This is a genomic window from Yersinia alsatica (assembly GCF_902170305.1).
In the GTDB taxonomy this organism is placed as follows: domain Bacteria; phylum Pseudomonadota; class Gammaproteobacteria; order Enterobacterales; family Enterobacteriaceae; genus Yersinia; species Yersinia alsatica.
Window position 1 is genome coordinate 101,694 of sequence record NZ_CABHWW010000038.1, and the last position, 22,655, is coordinate 124,348.

The following is a 22,655-nucleotide window of genomic DNA, read 5'->3' on the forward strand; positions in this document are numbered from 1 at the left end:
CGTGAGTACTTTTTCATTAAAAATAATCCGCATCGGCATCACCTTATTGGTGGTTTTACTGGCTATTGTTGCTGTCTTCAAGGTCTGGGCCTTTTACACTGAATCACCCTGGACCCGTGATGCTAAATTTACCGCAGATGTCGTTGCTATTGCACCGGACGTCAGCGGCTTGCTGACCGATGTCCCGGTTAAGGACAACCAATTGGTGCAGAAAGGCCAAATCCTGTTTGTCATTGACCAGCCGCGCTATGAACAGGCTCTGGCCGAAGCGCAAGCTGATGTTGCCTATTACCAAACACTGGCTGCTGAGAAACAGCGTGAGTCGGGTCGGCGTCAACGTTTAGGGGTTCAGGCACTGTCACAAGAAGAGATTGACCAATCTAGCAATGTGCTGCAAACCGTCCGTCATCAACTGGCAAAAGCTATCGCGGTGCGTGATTTAGCCCAGCTTGATCTGGAGCGAACTGTAGTACGCGCGCCCGCAGAAGGCTGGGTGACCAACCTGAATGTTCATGCTGGGGAATTTATTAATCGCGGCGCTACAGCGGTCGCCTTGGTGAAAAAAGATACTTTTTATATTTTAGCCTATCTGGAAGAAACCAAGCTGGAAGGGGTTAAACCGGGGCATCGGGCAGAAATTACCCCACTCGGCAGTAACCGTATTCTGCATGGTACCGTCGACAGTATCTCTGCGGGGGTCACCAACAGCAGCAGCAGTGTTGATAGCAAAGGGCTGGCGACCATTGATAATAATCTGGAGTGGGTACGTCTGGCGCAGCGTGTGCCGGTGAAAATCCGTCTGGATGATGAGGATCAACAGCATCCTTACCCGGCAGGGACGACTGCAACGGTGGTTATCACCGGATCGAATGATCGCGATCCCAACCAGGCATCGCCAATTGTTAAGCTGATGCATCGTCTGCGCGAGTTTGGCTAAGATGAGCAGCCCGACTTTCATTCGCCTGCGCTTTGCTTTTAAGCTCAGTTTTGCCATTGTGGCCGCGCTGTTTCTGGGCTTTCACTTGCAATTGGAAACGCCGCGTTGGTCAGTGCTAACGGCGGCGATTGTCGCTGCAGGCCCGGCTTTTGCTGCTGGTGGGGAGCCTTTCTCCGGCGCAATCCGCCACCGTGGCTGGTTGCGTATTATCGGAACATTTATCGGCTGTATTGGTGGCTTGATTATCATTGTTCTGACCATCAGAGCACCGGTGTTGACGCTGATGCTCTGTTGCTTATGGGCTGGGGTTTGCACGTGGATCTCATCATTAGTGCGTGTGGAAAACTCTTATGCCTTTGGTTTAGCTGGGTATACCGCCCTTATCATCATTGTGACAACCGGCGAAACTCCGCTGCTAACGCCCCAATTCGCCGTTGAGCGCTGTAGTGAGATTGTGTTGGGGATCGTCTGTGCGGTTATGGCTGATCTGCTGTTTTCACCGCGATCAATCAAACAGGATATTGATCGGCTGGTGGATAAAGTCTTGGTGGATCAATACCAGCTGTTGCAGCTGTGCATACATCAGGCCGAAAAAACGGATATTGACCGTGCCTGGAATGATTTAGTTAAAAATACCACCGCGCTCAATGGGATGCGCAGCTATTTGATGATGGAATCTTCCCGTTGGCAGCGCTGTAATCGTCGTTTACGGGTATTACACACCGAGTCTTTAGCACTGATAACCCAAGCGTGTGAAACCTATCTGGTGCTAGTCAATCATCCCGACATATTAACCGACCAACTGAAGGCCATGCTGAGCGAACCGGCACAAACTCCGGCGGAGATTCATCAGCGGATGAAAAAACTACGCCAGTTTATTGGTGCCAGCCACAGTGAGGCTATCCCGCATACCATCAGCAGTTGGGTGGGCGCGGCAACTCGCTATTTATTGCTGGCGAAAGGGATTCACACTAACAGCAGCATCAGCCGGGTTGAGGAAGATATTCTAGCCGGTGATGTTCCGGTGAAGCATGTCTCCGCTGAAGGCCATCACGCCATGATTAATGGCCTGCGTACCGGCATTGCGACCGCTATCGGCGGCTTGTTCTGGCTGTGGACCGGCTGGACATCTGGGGCGGGTTGTATGGTGATGATAGCGGTGGTGACGTCGCTGGCGATGCGCACCCCTAATCCGCGGATGGTGGCGATAGATTTCCTGTTGGGGGTGGTTATGGCGCTGCCCATCGGGGCGCTTTACTTTATGTTTATCATTCCCGCAACTCAGCAGAGCATGTTGCTGCTGTGTATTAGCTTGGGGCTGCTGGCGTTCATTATTGGTATTGAAGTACAAAAGCGGCGCTTGGGTTCACTGGGGACGTTAGCCAGCACCATCAATATTATGGTGCTAAGTAACCCGATGGAATTCAATGTCAGTTTGTTCCTCGACAGCGCATTAGGCCAAATTGTTGGCTGCTTCGTTTCTCTGATGGTGTTGTTGCTGATCCGCGATAATGCCAAAGACAGAACTGGTAGAACCTTACTCAACCGCTTTGTTTACAGCGCAGTATCCGCTCTCACGACCAACAAAGCTCGGCGCAGTGAAAATCATTTACCGGCGTTATACCAGCAACTGAACCAGTTATTGATGATGTTCCCCGGTGATATCGACAAATATCGGCTGGCATTAACATTGATCATCGCCCATCAGCGGCTCAATAAGACCGAGATCCCGGTTAATGCTGAGTTGAGTGCTTTCCATAAGCAAATTCGCTACACCGCGGATAGAGTGATTAATGCTAAAAACTCCCAGAAGCGGCGCTATTACTTCGCCCGACTGCTGCAGGAATTAGACCAATATCAGCAAAAACTGGTTGATTATCAGTCTCCTGATTCAGTTACTCGTCCAGTGAAACGGCTGGCAGATATGCTGCACCGTTATCAGAGTGCGCTGATATAATCACCGATTGAAAGGCGCTAAGCTGTTCCCATAGCTTTCTCAAGGGCTATACTGAATCTGGAACCATCCTTCCTAGCCCTCCATTGATGGGGGGCATCATTCCCCCGCAGGAGGTCGACAAGATGTCAGCACAAAACCCATTACACAGCCAAAAACAGAGCGACGGTGTTTACCATATCGGCTATTTTGTCGGCGGTTCTTGGCATCAAGCGCAGAGCACTTTCGAGGTGCGCAATCCGGCCACTGGCGCATTGGTCGCGAAAGTGGCGAAATCCGGCAAAGCAGAAACCGAAGCCGCGATTAAGGCCGCTAGCGAGGCATTCCCCGCCTGGCGCAAAACCCCCGCGAAACAGCGCGCAGAGATTCTACAGCGTTGGTATTTACTGATAATGGAGCACCAGCAATCATTGGCTGAGCTGATGGTTTCTGAGCAAGGTAAACCATTGAAAGAAGCATTGGGCGAGGTTGCATATGCCGCCAGCTTTATTCAATGGTTTAGTGAGCAAGCGAAGCGTGCCAATGGTGAAATCATTCCGCCCGCCAAAGAAGGTGCCCGCATTCTGGCAACCCGCGAGCCGGTTGGCGTGGTCGCTGCCATCACTCCCTGGAATTTCCCGCTGGCGATGCTCACCCGCAAATTAGGGCCCGCGCTGGCTGCTGGCTGCACCGGGTTGATTAAACCAGCCAACAATACGCCATTATCCGCCTTTGCTTTGCTGGCATTGGCAGAACAGGCTGGTGTACCGGCTGGGGTTCTCAATGGGGTTGCCGGTGATACCCATGCTATCAGCGACGCCATTATGGCTAGCCCTGAAGTGCGTAAAATCTCTTTTACCGGCTCGACGGAAGTGGGTAAAACCCTGATGCGCAATGCCGCCGCCACCATGAAGAAAATTTCCATGGAACTGGGGGGAAATGCCCCCTATATCGTGTTTGATGATGCTGATTTGGATGCGGCACTTGCCGGAGCCATGGCCTGTAAATTCCGCAATGCCGGGCAGGTCTGTGTTTGCGTCAACCGCTTCTATATTCAGGATGGCATTTACGACGAGTTTGTTAACCGCCTGGCAGCCGAAGTGAAAAAGCTGAAAGTAGGCAATGGCATGGACCAAGACGTCAACATGGGGCCACTTATCAATCTGGCAGGTGTTGAGAAGGTGGAAGACCACGTAAAAGATGCTCTGGAGAAGGGCGGCCGGTTGTTAGCCGGGGGGAGCCGTCATGAGTTAGGTGGCAACTTCTTCCAGCCGACGGTCATTGCCGATGCTACAGAGCAAATGAAAGTGGCTTCTGAAGAGACCTTTGGCCCACTGGCGGCCTGTTTCCGTTTCAAGACCGAAGACGAAGTGATCAAGCGGGCGAATAACACGCCATTCGGGCTGGCGGCTTACTTCTATACTCAGAACTTGCAGCGGGTATTTCGGGTTTCAGATGCGCTGGAAAGCGGTATGATTGGCGTCAATGAAAGCTCGGTGTCTACTGAACTGGCACCTTTCGGCGGGGTGAAAGAATCAGGCCTGGGTCGTGAAGGTTCAGTGCTGGGTTTAGATGAATTTATGGAAGTTAAAACTCTGCATCTGGGCAATTTATAAATCAGATGATACGGCATAGGTTATCGTAATGAGCAGCAGCTTGAGGGTTAAGGAGAACCATGAATAAGCGACTTATCACTATTCTGGGGGCAATACTGCTGCTAGCGGTGGCCGCATTTCAGGGTATTGACGGTGTCACGGCGCGTGATATTGGTCAGTCGCCGGATCTGGAACGTTCGCGGCCATCAGCCCCGGTTTCTATTGAACAGCTCACCCAGCACCAGCAGGTTGTAAAATACTTGCAAGCGCATCACCGCTTGCCGGATTTTTACATTACTAAGCAGCAGGCGCGTGAGAAGGGCTGGAATCCTAAAGACGGTAATTTGTGCAAGGTATTGCCGGGTAAAGCCATTGGCGGCGATCGTTTTTCTAATCGTGAACGTCAATTACCCGAAGCCAAGGGCCGTAATTGGCATGAAGCTGATGTGAATTATCGTTGCGGGCATCGTGGTACTGATCGTTTGCTTTACTCCAATGATGGCCTGATTTATCTGACTCAGGATCACTATAAGCATTTCATTCGGATGGAGTGAAAAGATGGTAAAAGTGGTATTCGATTTTGACCATATACCGGATCTTCCTGCATTTTACCGCGCATTTTCCCAACAGTTTGCGCTGAACGAAGGTTTTGGTGCCAATCTGGATGCGCTGTGGGATGTGGTAACAGGCGAGATAGCTTTACCGGTAGAGATTGAATTTATCCATTTCAATCACCGCCGGAAACGCCGTTTTGGGGCTATTGTGTTGCTGTTGGAAGAAGCTGAAGAAGAGCTGGCAGGCAGTTTACGTTTTAATATTGCCTGACTAGAACTTTATTGAGTCGGGAGCCGAGTTAGACCCGGCCCCGCCCGATTACTGCTGCTTTTCTGCTAATTCACGCAGATACTGGAAGATCTGACGGAATGACTTCGGCGGCTTGTTTGTGGCCTGCTCTTTCTGAGCATTGCGCACTAAGCTGCGTAGCTGCTGGCGGTCAGCATCTGGATACAATTCCAATACGGTTGGGATGGCATCATCACCTTCTTCAACCAAACGGTCGCGCAGTGTTTCCAGTTTATGGAACAGCGAAACTTGTTGGTTATGGCGGTTTTTCAGCTTATCCAATGCCGTTTGAATCGGTTCTACATCACGGGCACGCAGCATTTTACCAATTAACTGGATCTGGCGACGGCGGCCTTCTTTTTTGATCTTCTGCGCCAGTTCAACGGCCGCGAGCAGATCCTCATCCAATGGGATCTTCTCCAGGGCGTTTTTGCCTAGCTCAACCAGCTCGGTGCCCAAGTCTTTTAGCACTTCGGCATCACGTTTAATTTCACTTTTACTGACCCAGATGATCTCATCGTCATCGTCGTTTTTATCTTCTGGGACTTCATCTAGCCAGTCTTCGGGCTGTTTGTTCATGGTCAAATTCCTTAAAAAGAGGCTAATCGTAGCAGGTTGTTGGCTTTCTGCGAAATTGTACCAAGATCTCTGATAGACTCAGAACCATAGTGTTCTCTATTTTATCCGTGTAAGTCGTCGTATTACGACACTTTCTCGAACGATTATCTCATTAATTATGGCAGACTGATGAAAGTAGTCACTCAAGTTGCACAACAGCGTAAAACGCTGGAACAAGCAGTTGCACAGGCTTTGGAATTGGCCCGCGCGGGTTCTGATGCGGCCGAAGTTGCCGTAAGCAAAACCACCGGAATCAGCGTCAGCACTCGCTTTGGCGAAGTGGAAAACGTGGAGTTCAACAGCGATGGCGCGCTGGGCATTACTGTTTATCACCAGCAGCGTAAAGGCAGTGCGTCTACCACTGATTTAAATCCAGACGCGGTGGCACGTACGGTGCAGGCCGCTTTAGATATTGCCCGCTATACCTCCCCAGATCCTTATGCCGGCCCGGCTGAAAAATCTTTGCTGGCCTTTGATGCCCCAGATCTGGATTTGTTCCATCCGAGTGACTTGGATGCTGAGCAAGGTATCTTGTTAGCCGCTCGAGCAGAGCAGGCGGCATTGCAAGCGGATAAGCGCATTACCAATACGGAAGGTGGCAGTTTTAACAGTCACTATGGTATTAAGGTCTTTGGTAATAGCCACGGCATGCTGCAAAGCTACTGTTCGAGCCGTCATTCACTGTCTAGCAGTGTTATTGCCGAGCACAATGGCGATATGGAGCGCGATTACGCCTATACCATTGGTCGGCGGATAGAAGATTTAGCCAGCCCGGAATGGGTCGGTGAAGAGTGCGCCCGTCGTACCCTATCTCGCTTGTCACCGCGTAAATTACCCACCATGCAGTCGCCCGTGCTGTTTGCTGCTGAAGTTGCTACCGGCCTGTTCGGTCACTTGGTTTCGGCCATCAGCGGCGGCAATATCTATCGTAAATCGACCTTCCTGCTTGACCACCTCGGCAAACAAATTCTGCCTGAGTGGCTAACTATCGAAGAGCACCCACATTTACTGCGTGGCTTGGCTTCAACGCCATTTGACAGTGAAGGTGTGCGCACAATACAGCGGGAAATTGTCAAAGATGGGGTGCTGCAAACTTATCTGCTGACCAGCTATTCTGCGCGTAAGTTGGGGCTACAAAGCACTGGGCACGCAGGTGGCATTCATAACTGGCGCGTTGCCGGTCAGGGGCAGGATTTCGCGGGTATGCTTAAGCAACTCGATAAAGGCTTGGTGGTGACTGAACTGATGGGCCAGGGTGTCAGCACTGTTACCGGCGATTATTCCCGTGGTGCGGCAGGTTTCTGGGTTGAGAATGGTGAAATCCAGTATCCGGTGAGCGAGATAACCATTGCCGGTAACCTGAAAGATATGCTGCGCAATATCGTTAGCATAGGCAGTGATATCGAAACCCGCAGTAACATTCAGTGCGGTTCTATCTTATTACCTGCCATGAAGATTGCAGGCGAATAATAACCCACCTGTCATATTCTCGTGCCATATGCCGCCGGTAGAAATACGGGCGGTTTGGTTTGCTCACTTCCCTGACATGCTAATCTTCCCCAACTTAAATGGATGTTTTATAGTCAAAGGGAATGATTATGCCGGTATTGATGCGGGGAAGTTCAAACATGATTGTGATGCCAAGTACTTATAGCCCAGCCACCGTGGCCAGAGAGTTTGCGTTAATTCATGAATTTGAATTATCTAATACAGAATATGGCGTTATTTTTGACGAAAAAGTACCTAAAGCAGCCATTATCCGTATGAAAACAGAGGATTTTAATGGTATTCCGCGTCATCGGGTTATCGCGGGCCTTGATCTGGTCGCGAGACAAGAGTTTGGTGAAAGAACTCTTGCTGTTAAGCGGTTTTGGGAAGATTCCAAGCTCTTTCAAGTGGAAGGTATGGTGGTTGAACTGGAGGAACGTGGTCAAGGGCTTGCGACACTATTTTATGAAGTCCTAGTGCTCAAGTGCGGGGTGATTTTAATGAGCGATAATAAACAATATGAAGCCGGTCAAGCGCTGTGGCAGAAAATTGCGCGGGAGTCAGATAAGTTGGCCGTATTTATATTGGATTCTGAAGTCGGCAAGTTTTACCCCTATAGCGGCGATCGGATTCCTTATAATGGGGCCAGCATTCCGGAAGATAAAATCTGGAGCAAGCATCCCGATACAACGCAGTGGGGCGTCATTTTAATCGCGGAAAATAGAGAGAAAATTGCCGCTTACTGCTGATATCTATCCTCTCTCTCACTTCTTTGTCCCCATTTGCATAATCCCTGCTTTTTTCAACTGGTAATAAAAAATCGCTGTCAGTTTTGCCATCCATTGCCTATGTTAAGTATGAGCAATGTACCAATGATCAATGTGCTAATGATCTGATAACAATAACCCTACCCAGAGTCCTTGACGTCACAGTCAGGTAGCAAGCGCTGTAGCGCCAAGGCGAAGGGTATATAAGGAATGTGAGCATGGGTAAGAAAATGATGGCATTAATGGCGGCAGTATTACTCAGCGCCAGCAGTTTAGCGATGGCGGCCAGTGTGGCGGATAACATGGACACCATTGCCGAGAATTACGGCAAGGTACTTAAAGCCGACTCCACTGATGTGATGAAGCAAGGTTTAGCTGCCATGCGGGCTGCGGCTCTGGACGCGCAAAAAGGCATCCCGACTAAGTTAAAAAGTTTGGGTGAAGGCAGTGCCGAGGTGAAAGACTTCCGTCATGGTTTGGATCTATTGATTGGCGAAATTGATCAGGCGAAGGCGTTAGCAGACCAAGGCAAGCTGGATGAAGCAAAAAAAGCCGCGCAGGGCTTTAAAGCCACTCGCGATACCTACCATAAAAAATACCGTTAACCTCAATCTAGTCTAGCCATCAAGGGTAATAGCAATCGCCATTACCCTTCTTTAGCTAGCTATAAATAGGATAGATATTCTTCTACTCATAGCTTGCCAGATTTAGCGGTGGTACTCGCCAGCGGCTTCCGGCTGGTACAGCAATTCCAGCACGGTAATGCGGGCTTCATCCCCGCCCGGCAGCTTCCAACTGATTTCGTCATTCACGTGCAGCCCCAGCAATGCGGCACCCAATGGGGCCATAACTGAGAGTTGCTCGTTACTGTCTTTCAGCGACGCTGGATAAACCAACGTGCGAGTATGCTCTTCCTGATTGTTCAGATCGCGAAAACGTACACGGCTGTTCATCGTCACCACATCAGCCGGAATGGCGTTAGGTGGCAGAATTTCTGCTCGATCCAGTTCTTCATTGAGCGCTGTTGCGACCACAGAACCGGCAAAAGCCGGTTGCGCCAGTAACGCATCCAAACGTTCAGCATCCAGCTCGTTAATCGTGATGGTTGGCTTGGTCATACCACTCTCCAATTCAATTTCAGCAAAACATAAAAACAACACCCCCGCGCCATAGGAGAGGGGGTGTTAGAAAATAGCTTAATATTAATCTGATATTAGGCGCTTCCGGCTAGAAAAGAAAGAGATCCGGATCACGAACTTTTTTCCGCTGCCAGCTTTCACTGCCTATTTATATGAAAGTTATTTTGTTGTTAATGATTAAGTTAGGTAACTAACATGTCACTTTTGCGAAAGTGATCCCGCCGGTACATTACATTTCCACTTTGAACTGGAAAAAATGCCGCTACACACCTATTCAGCTTGCGGGTAGGGTGATGTTATAGCGCAGAGGCAAGGGACGACAGATAAATAACTGAACTTATCTTTGCAGTCATAAAGTGGTAGCAGCAAGGAATAGAGGATTGCCAGCGTGAATGATGTAGCCGCATTGAATGCAGCCGAGAACCCTGGAATGGAGGAAGCAATTATCATCACCGAGCGGGTATTAGCTGAAACTACCGCGATGTTAAATGCCGAGAATATTTTTACTAATGACGTTCAGCAGCAAATGTTGACATCACATCTTCGGGCCATGGTGTTACGTTCAATAACTGGCGAGCCATTACCTGAAGTGGATAAATCATTATTTGATGAGATTTCAGCACATTCGATGCAAATGGCACAGCAGGTGGTCGATAAATTTGCCAATTTACCTATTGAAGAAGCTTATTTGTTGTCGGTGCATTTTGAAGTAGCGAAAGATAATAACCCATAAAATACTGATCTGGAGAAGAGACTATGAGTCAAATTACCGTTGTGATTGGCGACCGTTTAGGCAAAGGCCAGAAAGTTGGGCAAGGCGTTGAATTAGCTGGTGGCCGCGTGGTGGTTATTCCCGGTGTTGCCGCAGATATGAAATTGGGCGATGTGATGAATAGCGAAAAAGCGGATTTCGGTATTTCATTCTGTGGCAGTGGCGGTGCCGGTGCTATTACCGCCCAAAATAAATATGGTTACAAAGCAAAGTACGGCATGCGTTCAGTCGAAGAAGGTGTGACGGCAATAAATGAAGGCTGCAAAGTACTGGGCTTCGGATTTATGGATAAAGAAGAATTAGGGCAGAAGTTAGTGGAAGCCTATATCAAGAAATATGGTCAGCCGTAATGAAAGAGCAATATACCACCCAGGTGCAGGTAAAAGGTAAAGGCGATACTAAAGCCAAAGCCTTCGCCAATGCACTCGGTAATGTCCAGAATACTGTGTTGAAATCGACGCAAAATATTTTACTGCGGATTGAACCACAAGACGTAAAAGTATTAAAAGCAGAATTATCAGTAAAAAATGAAAAGTTTTTATTCTTTTTTCTGCCTCGGGAAAGAAAGACGTACAGCGTTGAACTCGATATTACCGTGAGCGTAACAATCATTAATACAGATAAGGTTGTTTTCGTTTCTAAATAAAAACATAGCAACCTTCATTCTTGAAGCCGCAATTCCAATACATTGGGTTATTGCGATTAGCGAAAAGGATATACTGATGTTTCTAATCATTCTTTTTAAGTCGATTATTATCGGCGGACTGGTTGGCGTGGGGGTTGGTGTTGGGGCCGCCCGTATGTTCCATGCGCCTACCATACAGGGAATGGGGGCGTTTCGTACCTTGGGCGAGTTGAACTCGTGCGAGGGTGATCCGGCTTCACATTTCTCCTTTGGGTTAGGATTCTTCTTCAACGCCTGGGCCTCTTCAGTTGCGGCAGGTGCTTTTACTCAGGACGTTGACCACCGCATTATTCCTAACTGGGGTGCCGCAGCATTGATGATTAAAAATCGCAATGTGGCGGAGACCATGCATAACCCGAAAAAAATGGCGATTGCCTGCGGGATTATTGGGGTCATTGTTGTTAGCTTCCTAAATACCACCGCATCAGCTGTTCCGGCGGCATTACAGGTTACGGCAATTAAAGTATTGGTCCCGGCGGCGAATATTCTGGTTAACACCGTGATGCCCGTTATTTTCTGGCTAGCTGCAATTGATGCGGGGCGACGTTCTGGTTTCTGGGCCACTATTTTCGGCGGGTTGGCACAGTTAATTATGGGCAACGCAGTACCAGGCCTGGTTTTAGGTATTTTAATTGGTAAAGGTGTTGAAGAAAGCGGCTGGAATAAAGTCACTAAAATCATGATGACAGTCATTGTTCTGTTATTCGTGCTCAGTGGTTTCTTCCGCGGATTCGACATGAAATTCCTGGAGTCATTCAGTCTGAGTGCACCAGTGTGGCTTGAAACTATTCATAACGCATTGAGCGGAAAATAACACAGCGAGAGGAGCTTGATGATGGATGAACAAACCAAGAATAATTTCTGGTATGCCGACTGGTCATTTCCGATCTTTGTAGGATTATTATCCTCCGGCGTATTTGCTGGTACTCATATGTACTATCTATATGGTATTGGCGCATTTAACGAAGTGGCCTTTGTTTCAATGTTACGGGCAGGGATGGATACTGGGGTTTATGGCGCAGTGGCTGCGTTTGGTGCCAGTTTCTTATTCGCTCGTATTATTGAAGGCTCGCTGGTTGGTATTTTGGATATCGGCGGTGCAATTCAGACCGGTGTTGGTCTGGGTGTGCCAGCATTATTACTGGGCGCAGGGTTTGTGTTCCCAGTGGCTAACTTTGCTGCATCCTTAGTAACTGGTCTGATTATTGGTTTAGCAATCGGTTATCTGATTATTTTGGCGCGTAAATTCACGATTAACCAAAGTAATTCGACGTACGGTGCTGATGTCATGATGGGGGCAGGTAATTCATCGGGTCGTTTCTTGGGGCCATTGATTATTTTGTCAGCCATTACAGCATCCATTCCTATTGGGATTGGTTCTTTAGCTGGCGCATTACTTTTTTATCTGTGGAATAAACCTATCACCGGTGGTGCAATTTTGGGAGCTATGATTTTAGGCTCTATTTTCCCCGTCGCGATTTCCTGATCCACGGGGTAAATATTCAAATAACTGGATATTTACCCCGCCGCGGCATCAAGTAAAAAAGGTATAAGATAATGTATGACTTTATTATCACAGGGGCTGTATTAGTTGACGGTCGTCAGGTTGATATCGCGATTAATGACGGAAAAATAGTGGCGGTGAATGCGGCTATTTCTGCGGATAAAGAAAATCAAACAAAATCTCCGATTTATTCAGCCAAGAAAGTGCTGGATCTGGCTGGAAAATATTACCTCAGTGCGGGTTGGATTGATTCTCATGTTCACTGTTATCCCGCCTCGCCTATTTATCATGATGAAGCTGATTTAGTTGGTGTTGCCAGCGGTGTCACCACGGTAGTTGACGCAGGTAGTACCGGTTCCAACGATATAGATGATTTTTACCGCTTAACTCGATCCGCCAAAACTCAGGTTTATGCTTTCTTGAATATTGCAAAAACCGGCATCGTTACGCAAAACGAATTAGCCGATATGGCGCAGATTGATAAGCAAGCAGTCAGTCAGGCGATAGCGCGTAATCCTGGTTTTATTATTGGGATTAAAGCGCGCATGAGTAGCAGTGTGGTGGGTAAAAACGGCATCAAACCGCTGGTACGCGCTAAAGAAATTCAGCAAGAAAATAATCAACTACCGCTCATGGTGCATATTGGCAATAACCCGCCGGATCTGGATGAAATTGCCGATTTATTGACGCAAGGCGACATTATTACCCACTGCTACAACGGCAAGCCGAACCGGATTTTAACCCCGGCAGGTACCTTGCGTGAATCTATCCAACGCGCACTGCAACGCGGCGTATTATTAGATGTTGGCCATGGCAGCGCCAGTTTCAGCTTCGATGTCGCAGAGCTTGCCATCAAGCAAGGTATTTACCCACACACCATCAGTTCCGACATCTATTGCCGCAACCGTATTAGCGGACCGGTGCATAGCCTCGCGACTGTGATGTCCAAATTTTTCACCATCGGCCTGAGCCTTGAGCAAGTCATTCATTGTGTGACAGAAAATGCCGCCCAGGCACTGCGTCTCTCCCATAAAGGGGTGTTGGATGCGGGTTATGACGCCGACCTGACTATTTTTGAGCTGAAACAGCAGCCACAGGTCTTCAATGATTCAGAAGGTAAATCGGTAACCGGTGAAAAGTATCTGGTGCCACTGGCTGCGGTTGTTGCCGGTGACTTAGTATTAACTGATGAAGGGAAGTTAAAAGATGTCTTCAGTCTATGAAAAATACCAGTTAAAGCAGGTTATTAATGCTTCTGGCCGCATGACAATGCTGGGCGTTTCGACGCCACGACAAGATGTGGTCGAAGCCGTGGAATTGGGTCTGAATCATTACTTTGAAATGAAAGATCTGGTGAATAAAACCGGTGCTTACATTGCTGATTTACTGAATGTCGAAAGTGCAGTGGTTGTGTCCTGCGCCTCGGCCGGGATTGCTCAATCGGTTGCTGCCGTGATTGTCAAAGACAATGCGAATTTACTGGTTAATCTGCATGCAGCTCCCCGCACTGTACCCCATGAAATCGTGCTACCGAAAGGCCATAACGTTAACTTTGGTGCGCCAGTCGATACCATGGTGACACTGGGTGGCGGCAAAGTCGTAGAAGCAGGCTATGCCAACGAGTGCCTGCCTGAACAGTTAGAAGCTGCAATCACGCCGAATACTGCGGCGATCTTGTACATAAAATCCCACCATTCGGTACAAAAAAGCATTTTATCAGTCGAACAGGCAGTGGTTATCGCGCGCAAACATCAATTGCCATTAATTGTTGATGCGGCAGCAGAAGAAGACTTGCAGTGCTACTACCAGATGGGCGCTGATTTGGTGATATACAGCGGCGCTAAAGCCATCGAAGGGCCAACCAGTGGCTTGGTATTAGGCAAGAAAACCTATGTTGAATGGGTGAAGTTACAATCAAGTGGTATTGGTCGGGCGATGAAAGTGGGCAAAGAAGGCATTCTTGGCTTAACCCGTGCCATCGAAAGTTACATAACACTGGAGAAAGAGACGGGTCAGCAGATGGTTGCGAAAATGACGCCGTTTATCAGCCAGTTAGATACTATCGATGGCATTTCAGCCCGAGTGGTTTGGGATGCCGCCGGGCGTGATATTGCTCGGACTGAAATCAGTTTTGATGAAGCTAAAATTGGCCGTTCGACGCCGGAATTGGTTGAAGCGCTCAAAAATGGTGATATCGCGATTTATTTCCGCGCCTATAAAGCCAATGAAGGCAAGATTGAAGTCGATGTGCGCAGCGTGACGCCATCGCAACTTGAGACGATTTATACCTGTATTAACCGTTTGGTTAAGGGAGCCTGAGTAATGAAATTGACCCCAAATTATTATCGTGACCGGGTATGCCTGAATGTGCTGGCCGGTTCAAAAGAGAATGCGCGTGAGATTTACCAAGCCGCCGAAGGGCATGTGCTGGTGGGTGTGTTATCGAAGAATTACCCGGATGTCGACAGTGCCGTCAAAGATATGCGCGAGTACGCCGCACTTATCGATAATGCTTTGTCCGTTGGGCTGGGGGCCGGTGACCCTAAGCAATCGGCGATGGTTAGCCAGATTTCGCAGCAGGTTCAACCGCAACATGTGAATCAGGTCTTTACTGGTGTTGGCGCGAGTCGTGCCTTGTTGGGCCAGAACGATACTGTCGTCAATGGTTTGATTTCACCGACCACTAAAGTGGGTTACGTGAAGATTTCTACTGGCCCGCTCAGTTCACAACAAAAAGACGCCATTGTGCCCATCACCACGGCGATTGCCATGTTGAAAGATATGGGTGGCAGTTCGGTGAAATTTTTCCCGATGAATGGGCTGGATTCTATCGATGAATATCGCTATGTCGCCGAGGCTTGTGCGGCGACCGGTTTCTGGCTGGAGCCAACCGGTGGCATTGATCTGGAGAATTTCGAGCAAATTCTGCAAATCGCGTTAGATGCTGGCGTGACAAAAATTATTCCGCATATTTATAGCTCAATTATTGATAGTAAAACTGGCAATACCCGCCCGGAAGATGTGAAAACCTTGATGGATATCGTGAAGCGGATCGTGCCATAACAGCCTGCTCTGGCTGCAGGGTTGCCTGGCGATAACATTTTGATTTATTAGCATAAAGCTTGACGGAAAGTCAGTGTTCACAGGGTGCCCAATCGGGTGCCCTGACTGTGAGGTTGGATAGTTCCATACCATTCGATAACCATTCCCTATGAGTAAGGATCCATATGCATAACAGCTCAACAGATTCTGGTTTAACAGGCCTGACTGGCTTAAAAAGCCTATCAGCGGGCATCGCACTGGCCACGGTGGCGTTGTTTAATCCGCTGGCACATGCCGAGCAAACAGCTAATAAATCATTCGCTTATGTCGGTACTTATAATCCGAATGGCGAAGGAGTTTATCGCCTACAAGTCGACACCCAAACCGGTGAATTAACCGAGAAAACCTTGGTCAGTTCACTGGCTAACCCGGCGCAACTGGTGGTGGATGCTCAGGGCAAGACCCTATATGTCGCCAGCGAAGTGGCTGATTACAATGGGGGTAAGCACGGTGCTATTGCGGCCTATAGTATTAACCCTGTCGATGGCAGTCTGACACTGATTAATCAGGTGGATTCTCAAGGGGCGGGGCCGGTGTACCTCTCACTGACACCGTCTGGCAGTCATTTGTTGGTAGCCAACTATATCAGTGGTTCAGTGGCTGTTTTCCCGGTGCAAAGTGGTGGAAAACTGTCTGATGCCAGCTCAGTACAGCAAGATGAAGGCCCGGCGGGTGCGGCAAAACCGGCCGCGGCAGTGGAAGGGAGCTTTGCCATCAGTGACCACAATGGCCCCCATGCACATATGGTCGCCAGCTCGCCAAACGGTAAGTTTGTATTTTCTACCGATCTGGGGCTGGATCGGATTTATCAATACCGCTTTGATGCAGACAATGGCAAGTTGATAGCCAATGACCCGCCGTATATCAGTGCATCATCAGCCGGTGCTGGTCCACGTCATTTTGTGTTCCATCCTAACGGCAAGACGCTATTCTTAATTAATGAAGAAGCCTCAACCCTGACCAGCTATCAACTAGACCCACAAAAAGGCACGTTAAAACAGCTGAATACAGTATCTTCATTACCAGCAGATTATCGTGGTACTAGCTTTGCTGCGGGTTTGACGCTATCGAAAGACGGCAAATTCTTGTACGTGGCGAATCGTCTGCACAACAGTATCGGCCAGTTTGCGGTGACAACTGACGGTAAATTTAAGCCAGTGGAAGATGTGTGGACGCGGGGCGATTATCCACGCACATTGGTGCTCGACCCAACCGGCCACTACCTGTACGCGATGAATCAGCGCAGCGATAACATAACCCGCTTTAAAGTTGATCAGCAAAGTGGCAAATTGACCTTTGTACCCGGCTATACCGCCGTCGGCAGCCCATCACAAATGGTGTTTGTGCCGCCAGTGCAGAAAAAGTGATGTGAAAAATACCCCCCGACGGCGATGCTGGCGGGGGCTAGCTTCTGAATAATGATGTTCTAAACAACGGAGTGGAGCAGTGAGATTTCCCTATCAACGTCTGGCCTATATGTTCGATGCACTGCAATCGGAAACGCTGCCTCAGGAGGAGTTGGCGAAGCGTTTTGCGGTCTCGACACGTACTGTGCGGGCAGATATTACGGCGTTGAATGAGATCCTTGAGCATTATGGCGCGCACTTTGTGCATAACCGGGGTTTTGGCTATCGGCTGAGGGTTGATGACGCCGAGCGTTTTCGTGCTTTACAGCAACAAAACCGCAAAATGCACCTGACCCCACGCACTGCCAATGAGCGGGTGCACTATCTGTTAATTCGTTTTCTGACCTCTGCCTTTTCATTGAAGCTGGAAGATTTGGCCGATGAATGGTTTGTCAGCCGTGGCACATTACAAAATGATATGGCTGAGGTGAGAGAAAGACTAAACCGCTACCATCTGACGATTGAAACCAAACCGCGTTATGGCATGAAATTGTTTGGTACCGAATTAGCCATTCGGACCTGTCTGACGGATTTATTGTTCCAGTTACAACTGCAAGATGCCGATAACCCATTATTAAAAAATGAGTTTCTCAGTATCCAGACCATCCCGGAATTGACTGGGTTACTGCACGAATTATTAGCGCAATATACCGTGCGGTTAACTGATGAAGGTGAGCAATATCTGATTTTCTACTGTGCAGTGGCGATAAAACGCATCACTGATGGCTATCCATTATCTGATTTTGATGCAGAAGATGTGGATGAGGCGGTTAAGCTGGCCTCTGGGCGTTTGGCCAATGAGCTTAAGCTTTTATCGGGTAAAGATATTTCAGCGGCAGAAGAGGCTTATCTGCGGGTCAATATTGCTGCTCGCCGGGTGCAGGCCAGCCAGCCCAGTGCCAGCCGCCCCAGTGAAATCAATGCCGATGACGAAGAGATGCTGGTGGACTATATCCTCTCGTATATCAATGCTCACTATAATTATAATTTGCAGGGCGATAAGCAGTTGCGGGTTGATTTACTCACCCATATCAAGACCATGATAACCCGGGTAAAGTATCAGATTACTATTCCTAACCCGCTGTTATCTAATATTAAACAGCACTATCCGATGGCTTATGATGTGACATTGGCCGCGGTTTCCAGTTGGGGGAAATACACGCCTTACAGTCTGAGTGAAAATGAAATCGGCTATCTGGTGCTGCATATCGGGGTCGGGCTAGAGCGCCATTATAATATTGGTTATCAGCGCCATCCGCAGGTGATGTTGGTGTGTGACACGGGTAATTCTACCACTCGCATGATTCAGGCGCAGATTTCCCGTAAGTATCCGCAGATTGTGATGACACAGACGATTTCCCTACGAGATTACGAAAATCTCGACCATATCGACGAAGATTTTATTATTTCTAACTCGCGCTTAGCGGAAAAGAACAAGCCGGTGGTGGTGATGTCGCCATTCCCAACAGAATATCAGTTGGAGCAGTTGGGTAAGCTGGTTTTGGTTGATCGCACCCGGCCTTATATGCTGGAAAAGTTTTTTGATAGTAACCACTTTATGATTATCGACCAGCCGATGACTCAGGAGCAGTTGTTCAAAAAAGTCTGTCGTCAGTTGGAAGACGAAGGTTTTGTCGATGCTGATTTTTACCCCTCAGTTGTCGAGCGTGAGGCGATTGTGTCCACGATGCTGGGCGAGGGGATTGCGCTGCCACATTCACTGGGGCTATTAGCCAAGAAAACCGTGGTCGTCACCTTGCTGGCTCCCAATGGCATCGCCTGGGGGGATGGCGAAGTCGCACATGTTATTTTCCTGCTGGCTATCAGCAAGACCGATTATGAAGAAGCCATGGCGATTTACGATCTGTTCGTGACCTTTGTGCGTGAGCGCTCTATGAGCCGTTTGTTGAGCAGCCAGCATTTTGATAGCTTTAAGGCTATTGCGATTGATTGTTTGAGTCGCATTTAGGTTTTTGTTTTTTTATGGTGATTGGTTCGGTTGGTAATTGTTCAGTGATCTGGTTCGGTTGACATAAGATTGGCAGTTACCTCACCTCTGATGCCTCAACCGAGCAGGAGGGCAGGCCGGCCCTCCTGCACCTGCGGCTTGCGCGAAATATTACTGCTATTCGCAGTGCCCTCCGGCAGTTTGCAGGCTAATCGAACCGAGGCTGACTCGCTCCCAGCTCGACAGCCCCTTTCGCCGCGTCCATGCGGCTCATTCGGCCTGCAATCTTTGTCGGTAATATTCCTGATTGCGCTCAACGTCAAAAGAGAAATTCAAAACCATGGTGTTGACCTTAATCTTTTAAAGCACATTTGAGCAGCCGAGTGAAGAGTGTAGCCAGGGCAATCCGCCATGGACGGCGGGTTGAGGCGTCGTGAGCATGGATGCGAATAAAGCCGTCCCGTCAGCGAAACGATGAACGAGGGCCACCCACGTAGTGGGCTAGCGATACGTGCGCAAGCGCGGGGATTCCAAAGGGGTCACGCGCTTGTGACCTCTTTGGCGGTTGGGGCATCGGAGGAGAGGCCGTCGCTAATCTTATGTCAACCGAACCCAATCATCGGAATCAATATCAACCGAAAACAGCTCCGATACCTAACAGCCGAATTGGATTCCCCTTAAATTTGAAATAAAACTCAAATCACTGCCACCCATATCTCCTGACAAACCAGCCTTTCACTAACTGCGTGGTCACCATATACCCAATCAAAATCATAATCAGCCATGGGAAATAGGAGAGTGGTAGCGCCTGTAATTGCAGGAACCCGGCCAGTGGTGAGAAGGTCAGCCCGACACCGACGACAACTACCGCCAGCGTCATCAAACACAGCGGCCATGAGGCGCGGCTCTGGATAAATGGAATCTTGCGGGTACGAATCATATGCACAATCAATGTTTGAGACAGCAGCCCCTCGACGAACCAACCGGACTGGAACAGTGTCTGCATTTCTGGCGTATTAGCCTTAAATACCCACCACATCAGGCTGAAGGTTAAAACGTCAAAAATGGAACTTATCGGGCCAAAGAACACCATAAAACGCCCCAGATCACCGGCGTTCCAGCGCTGTGGTTTGGTCAGTTGCTCTTCGTCGACGTTATCAAACGGAATGGCAATCTGAGAAATATCGTACAGCAAGTTCTGGATCAACAGATGCAGTGGCAGCATGGGCAGGAAGGGTAAAAATGCACTGGCAATCAACACGCTGAAGACGTTACCAAAGTTGGAACTGGCAGTCATTTTTATGTATTTCAGCATGTTGGCAAAGGTGCGCCGGCCCTCTATTACTCCCTGTTCCAACACCATCAGGCTCTTTTCCAGCAAAATAATATCAGCGGCTTCCTTGGCAATATCCACGGCAGAATCGACGGAGATCCCAATATCAGCGGCCCGCAATGCTGGAGCATCATTGATGCCATCCCCCATAAAACCAACCACATGGCCCGCATCACGCATGTTTTTTACGATGCGTTCTTTGTGCATCGGGGTCAACTTGGCGAACACTGTTGTGGTACGAGTGGCTTCAGTCAGTTCTGCTTCGCTCATCTGTTCAATGTCATTGCCGCGCAAAACGCGATCGACAGACAACCCGACATCTTTACAGACTTTACGTGCGACTAACTCATTGTCACCGGTAAGAATTTTGACGTTAATGCCATTTTGTTTCAACGCCTGGAGTGCTGGCGCGGTACTCTCTTTTGGCGGATCAAGGAAGGCAATATATCCCTCAAGAATGAGGTCATATTCGTCGATAACCGCATAATTTCGCTGATAAGCAGGTAAAATTCGAGTGGCAACCGCCACAACTCGCAACCCTTGCTGGTTTTGCTCATCAGTAATTCGACGGATACGAGCCATCAATGCATCCGTCATTGGAATAACGTCATCTCCTTGTCGGACATGGCGACAAATAGACAGCATCTCTTCCAATGCGCCTTTGCAGATAAGCTCATGATAATCAGACTGATCGCTGACGACCACCGACATCCGACGGCGCTCAAAATCGAAGGGGATTTCGTCTATTTTACGGTAGCCCGCCAGTGTGTCGGTAGACTGAGATTCCGCTATGGCGGAGTCGGTCATGGAAGAAAGCACCGCCACATCCAGCAGATTTTTTAGTCCGGTTTGGTAATAGCTATTGAGCCAGGCGTAGCGCAGCACTCGTTCACAATTGGCACCAAATACATCGGTATGGCTCTCTAGCACGATTTTGTCTTGTGTCAGAGTACCGGTCTTATCGGTACACAGAATATCCATCGCGCCAAAGTTTTGGATAGCATCTAATCGTTTGACGATAACTTTCTGTTTTGACAGCTTTACCGCCCCTTTGGCCAATGTCGATGTGACAATCATTGGCAACATTTCTGGGGTCAACCCGACCGCGACGGAGAGAGCAAATAGCGCCGCTTCCCACCAGTCACCTTTGGTAAAGCCATTGATCAACAACACAATTGGCGTCATGACCAGCATAAAGCGGATTAGCAACCAACTGACTTTACTGATGCCACTCTGAAAGGCATTGGGTTGCTCATCTTGATGAGTTACGCGCTCAGCCAACAGACCAAAATAGGTTTGGTTGCCCGTTCCGATGACAATAGCCAGCGCCGAGCCGCTCACCACATTGGTACCCATAAAGCAGAGCGTATCCCGCTCTAATGGGTTCTGCTCATCACATTCACGACATTGCGCGACTTTCTCTACCGGCAGTGATTCACCGGTCAAGGCGGCCTGGCTGATAAACAGATCTTTGGCGAGCAAAATCCGCAAATCTGCCGGGATCATGTCGCCAGCGGAGAGCTTGATAATGTCGCCGGGCACCAATTCGGAGATAGGGAGCTCATGGTGTTCGCTCTTGCCGGTATGGGCATCACTGCGGATCACCGTGGCGGTATTGCTGACCATGGCTTTTAAAGCATCGGCTGCGCGGTTGGAGCGGGCTTCCTGAATAAAATGCATCAGGGTGGAGATCAGCACCATGGCACCAATCACCAACGCTGCGGTGAGGTCTTCAGTGGCATAGGAAATCAGTGCCAGAATAGTCAATAGCAGGTTAAACGGGTTGCGATAACAGTGCCATAAGTGAACCCACCAACTGACAGCTTGCTGATTTTCAATCAGATTGTTGCCACTGACCAAGCGAATAGCCTCCGCTTCCTGCTCGGTCAGCCCTTCTGGATGGCTTTGAAAACGTTGATAAAGTTGCTGTGGCGTTTCATTGGCACATAGCAAACGCTGCCGAGTTAGGTCAGCGGGGATATCTTTAGCCGCACTTCCCGCTGAAACCCCTTCGAGCATGGTTTCCCGACGAATTAGGCGGCGGGGCAGGTTACGGCTCAATACATTGAGCAACTGCCGGGTGAAATTTTTAACTTGCATGGTTCAAACCTTACTGTCATACCCTGAAATGGTGTTTAGGACCATTTCAAGTTGCGCCCACGGCAAACCTGCCGTAGCAAGGGCAAAACATCAGCAGCAGAAACCAACGCGGGGGAAGTGCGCAGTGACTGCCTATCAGATTGTTATCCGATAAGGCAACCACGTTAGACGGGGAATGACCTTACCGGTCCACCCAAAGGGTGTAGGTTATGGGAACAGGATCCACTGGGTCATTAACCTCCGGTAAGTGAAAAAGCAGTTTGTTTGAGGCTAAAACACTCAAACAGCTATACAAACTATAAACCGCATTACTATAGTTGCCACAGCAAAAATCGCCCTGACGGCAATATAATCCGTTAGGGTAACAACATGTTGCTGGTCACTGGGATATCATGCGCTGAGTCTGATTCTGCGCACTCGAGGCTTCCCACGACTTTGGCTATTTAAATAATCAGTTTATTATATGTATCCAAACCTAAACATTA

At 48.8% G+C, this 22,655-nt stretch carries 21 protein-coding genes; 18 read left to right on the forward strand and 3 right to left on the reverse strand.

Going from position 1 to position 22,655, the window contains the following annotated elements:
- Nucleotide 1: 1 nt before the first annotated feature.
- The 5 genes from aaeA (at nt 2) to FTA96_RS21830 (ending at nt 5,290) form a co-directional block, all read left to right on the forward strand.
- Nucleotides 2–937, forward strand: coding sequence for a p-hydroxybenzoic acid efflux pump subunit AaeA (aaeA, locus tag FTA96_RS21810; protein ID WP_050110744.1), 936 nt, complete (start codon nt 2–4; stop codon nt 935–937).
- Between the two features lies 1 nt (nt 938).
- Nucleotides 939–2,894 (forward strand): p-hydroxybenzoic acid efflux pump subunit AaeB, encoded by a 1,956-nt coding sequence (aaeB, locus tag FTA96_RS21815; RefSeq protein ID WP_050110745.1) that lies wholly within the window; start codon nt 939–941, stop codon nt 2,892–2,894.
- Between the two features lie 122 nt (nt 2,895–3,016).
- On the forward strand, nt 3,017–4,486 hold the full coding sequence (locus FTA96_RS21820; RefSeq protein ID WP_050123205.1) for an NAD-dependent succinate-semialdehyde dehydrogenase: 1,470 nt from the start codon (nt 3,017–3,019) through the stop codon (nt 4,484–4,486).
- Nucleotides 4,487–4,545: 59 nt separating this feature from the next.
- Nucleotides 4,546–5,019: a ribonuclease gene (locus FTA96_RS21825; RefSeq protein ID WP_050110748.1), complete on the forward strand. Its 474-nt coding sequence runs from the start codon at nt 4,546–4,548 to the stop codon at nt 5,017–5,019.
- Nucleotides 5,020–5,023: 4 nt separating this feature from the next.
- Nucleotides 5,024–5,290, forward strand: coding sequence for a barstar family protein (locus FTA96_RS21830; protein WP_032911556.1), 267 nt, complete (start codon nt 5,024–5,026; stop codon nt 5,288–5,290).
- A gap of 48 nt (nt 5,291–5,338) precedes the next feature.
- Here FTA96_RS21830 and yjgA read toward each other — a convergent pair whose 3' ends face one another.
- Nucleotides 5,339–5,887, reverse strand: coding sequence for a ribosome biogenesis factor YjgA (yjgA, locus tag FTA96_RS21835; protein ID WP_050110751.1), 549 nt, complete (start codon nt 5,885–5,887; stop codon nt 5,339–5,341).
- Nucleotides 5,888–6,055: 168 nt separating this feature from the next.
- Here yjgA and pmbA point away from each other — a divergent pair, with 168 nt between their 5' ends.
- The 3 genes from pmbA to cybC all read left to right on the forward strand — a co-directional run bounded on the left by pmbA (nt 6,056) and on the right by cybC (nt 8,786).
- The gene (gene pmbA / locus FTA96_RS21840) at nt 6,056–7,396 is read left to right on the forward strand and encodes a metalloprotease PmbA (protein WP_050150512.1); all 1,341 of its coding nucleotides are present in this window, start codon (nt 6,056–6,058) and stop codon (nt 7,394–7,396) included.
- A 122-nt stretch (nt 7,397–7,518) separates the two neighbouring features.
- Complete coding sequence (locus tag FTA96_RS21845; RefSeq protein WP_050150515.1) at nt 7,519–8,163, forward strand: hypothetical protein; 645 nt, start codon at nt 7,519–7,521, stop codon at nt 8,161–8,163.
- Nucleotides 8,164–8,399: 236 nt separating this feature from the next.
- Nucleotides 8,400–8,786, forward strand: a complete 387-nt coding sequence (gene cybC / locus FTA96_RS21850) for a cytochrome b562 (protein WP_050110757.1) — start codon at nt 8,400–8,402, stop codon at nt 8,784–8,786.
- Nucleotides 8,787–8,888: 102 nt separating this feature from the next.
- Here the strand turns inward: cybC and rnk are convergent, their stop codons facing one another.
- Nucleotides 8,889–9,299, reverse strand: a complete 411-nt coding sequence (rnk, locus tag FTA96_RS21855; protein ID WP_050110771.1) for a nucleoside diphosphate kinase regulator — start codon at nt 9,297–9,299, stop codon at nt 8,889–8,891.
- A 409-nt stretch (nt 9,300–9,708) separates the two neighbouring features.
- On the opposite strand from rnk, the gene FTA96_RS21860 reads away from it, so the two are divergent.
- The 10 genes from FTA96_RS21860 to FTA96_RS21905 all read left to right on the forward strand — a co-directional run bounded on the left by FTA96_RS21860 (nt 9,709) and on the right by FTA96_RS21905 (nt 18,758).
- On the forward strand, nt 9,709–10,053 hold the full coding sequence (locus FTA96_RS21860) for a PRD domain-containing protein (RefSeq protein ID WP_050123216.1): 345 nt from the start codon (nt 9,709–9,711) through the stop codon (nt 10,051–10,053).
- A 23-nt stretch (nt 10,054–10,076) separates the two neighbouring features.
- Complete coding sequence (locus FTA96_RS21865) at nt 10,077–10,442, forward strand: glycine-rich SFCGS family protein (protein WP_004392359.1); 366 nt, start codon at nt 10,077–10,079, stop codon at nt 10,440–10,442.
- Nucleotides 10,442–10,738 (forward strand): DUF4312 family protein, encoded by a 297-nt coding sequence (locus FTA96_RS21870; RefSeq protein ID WP_050110761.1) that lies wholly within the window; start codon nt 10,442–10,444, stop codon nt 10,736–10,738. The genes FTA96_RS21865 and FTA96_RS21870 overlap by 1 nt, the downstream gene beginning before the upstream one ends.
- A 76-nt stretch (nt 10,739–10,814) precedes the next feature.
- On the forward strand, nt 10,815–11,591 hold the full coding sequence (locus tag FTA96_RS21875; RefSeq protein ID WP_004710975.1) for a DUF4311 domain-containing protein: 777 nt from the start codon (nt 10,815–10,817) through the stop codon (nt 11,589–11,591).
- Nucleotides 11,592–11,612: 21 nt separating this feature from the next.
- Nucleotides 11,613–12,263, forward strand: coding sequence for a DUF4310 family protein (locus tag FTA96_RS21880; protein ID WP_025376851.1), 651 nt, complete (start codon nt 11,613–11,615; stop codon nt 12,261–12,263).
- Nucleotides 12,264–12,334: 71 nt separating this feature from the next.
- Entirely contained in the window at nt 12,335–13,504 is a 1,170-nt protein-coding gene (locus FTA96_RS21885; protein WP_145506253.1) for an amidohydrolase/deacetylase family metallohydrolase, read from the forward strand.
- Nucleotides 13,488–14,600, forward strand: a complete 1,113-nt coding sequence (locus FTA96_RS21890) for a DgaE family pyridoxal phosphate-dependent ammonia lyase (RefSeq protein ID WP_050135564.1) — start codon at nt 13,488–13,490, stop codon at nt 14,598–14,600. The genes FTA96_RS21885 and FTA96_RS21890 overlap by 17 nt, the downstream gene beginning before the upstream one ends.
- A gap of 3 nt (nt 14,601–14,603) precedes the next feature.
- A complete protein-coding gene (gene dagF, locus FTA96_RS21895; protein ID WP_145574883.1) occupies nt 14,604–15,344 on the forward strand; it encodes a 2-dehydro-3-deoxy-phosphogluconate aldolase in 741 nt (246 codons plus the stop codon).
- Nucleotides 15,345–15,508: 164 nt separating this feature from the next.
- Nucleotides 15,509–16,750, forward strand: coding sequence for a lactonase family protein (locus tag FTA96_RS21900; protein ID WP_145574885.1), 1,242 nt, complete (start codon nt 15,509–15,511; stop codon nt 16,748–16,750).
- A 79-nt stretch (nt 16,751–16,829) separates the two neighbouring features.
- Complete coding sequence (locus tag FTA96_RS21905; protein WP_145574887.1) at nt 16,830–18,758, forward strand: BglG family transcription antiterminator; 1,929 nt, start codon at nt 16,830–16,832, stop codon at nt 18,756–18,758.
- Nucleotides 18,759–19,437: 679 nt separating this feature from the next.
- On the opposite strand, the gene mgtA is transcribed toward FTA96_RS21905, so the two are convergent.
- Nucleotides 19,438–22,170 (reverse strand): magnesium-translocating P-type ATPase, encoded by a 2,733-nt coding sequence (gene mgtA / locus FTA96_RS21910; RefSeq protein ID WP_050111162.1) that lies wholly within the window; start codon nt 22,168–22,170, stop codon nt 19,438–19,440.
- Nucleotides 22,171–22,655: the final 485 nt, after the last annotated feature.

What these genes read in the sequence shown, in the direction of transcription:
- aaeB (WP_050110745.1), top strand. Translation starts at nt 939, where the DNA reads ATGAGCAGCCCGACTTTCATTCGCCTGCGCTTTGCTTTTAAGCTCAGT.
- FTA96_RS21820 (WP_050123205.1), top strand. Translation starts at nt 3,017, where the DNA reads ATGTCAGCACAAAACCCATTACACAGCCAAAAACAGAGCGACGGTGTT.
- FTA96_RS21825 (WP_050110748.1), top strand. Translation starts at nt 4,546, where the DNA reads ATGAATAAGCGACTTATCACTATTCTGGGGGCAATACTGCTGCTAGCG.
- FTA96_RS21830 (WP_032911556.1), top strand. Translation starts at nt 5,024, where the DNA reads ATGGTAAAAGTGGTATTCGATTTTGACCATATACCGGATCTTCCTGCA.
- yjgA (WP_050110751.1), bottom strand. Translation starts at nt 5,887, where the DNA reads ATGAACAAACAGCCCGAAGACTGGCTAGATGAAGTCCCAGAAGATAAA.
- pmbA (WP_050150512.1), top strand. Translation starts at nt 6,056, where the DNA reads ATGAAAGTAGTCACTCAAGTTGCACAACAGCGTAAAACGCTGGAACAA.
- FTA96_RS21845 (WP_050150515.1), top strand. Translation starts at nt 7,519, where the DNA reads ATGATTATGCCGGTATTGATGCGGGGAAGTTCAAACATGATTGTGATG.
- cybC (WP_050110757.1), top strand. Translation starts at nt 8,400, where the DNA reads ATGGGTAAGAAAATGATGGCATTAATGGCGGCAGTATTACTCAGCGCC.
- rnk (WP_050110771.1), bottom strand. Translation starts at nt 9,299, where the DNA reads ATGACCAAGCCAACCATCACGATTAACGAGCTGGATGCTGAACGTTTG.
- FTA96_RS21865 (WP_004392359.1), top strand. Translation starts at nt 10,077, where the DNA reads ATGAGTCAAATTACCGTTGTGATTGGCGACCGTTTAGGCAAAGGCCAG.
- FTA96_RS21870 (WP_050110761.1), top strand. Translation starts at nt 10,442, where the DNA reads ATGAAAGAGCAATATACCACCCAGGTGCAGGTAAAAGGTAAAGGCGAT.
- FTA96_RS21875 (WP_004710975.1), top strand. Translation starts at nt 10,815, where the DNA reads ATGTTTCTAATCATTCTTTTTAAGTCGATTATTATCGGCGGACTGGTT.
- FTA96_RS21880 (WP_025376851.1), top strand. Translation starts at nt 11,613, where the DNA reads ATGGATGAACAAACCAAGAATAATTTCTGGTATGCCGACTGGTCATTT.
- FTA96_RS21885 (WP_145506253.1), top strand. Translation starts at nt 12,335, where the DNA reads ATGTATGACTTTATTATCACAGGGGCTGTATTAGTTGACGGTCGTCAG.
- FTA96_RS21890 (WP_050135564.1), top strand. Translation starts at nt 13,488, where the DNA reads ATGTCTTCAGTCTATGAAAAATACCAGTTAAAGCAGGTTATTAATGCT.
- dagF (WP_145574883.1), top strand. Translation starts at nt 14,604, where the DNA reads ATGAAATTGACCCCAAATTATTATCGTGACCGGGTATGCCTGAATGTG.
- FTA96_RS21900 (WP_145574885.1), top strand. Translation starts at nt 15,509, where the DNA reads ATGCATAACAGCTCAACAGATTCTGGTTTAACAGGCCTGACTGGCTTA.
- mgtA (WP_050111162.1), bottom strand. Translation starts at nt 22,170, where the DNA reads ATGCAAGTTAAAAATTTCACCCGGCAGTTGCTCAATGTATTGAGCCGT.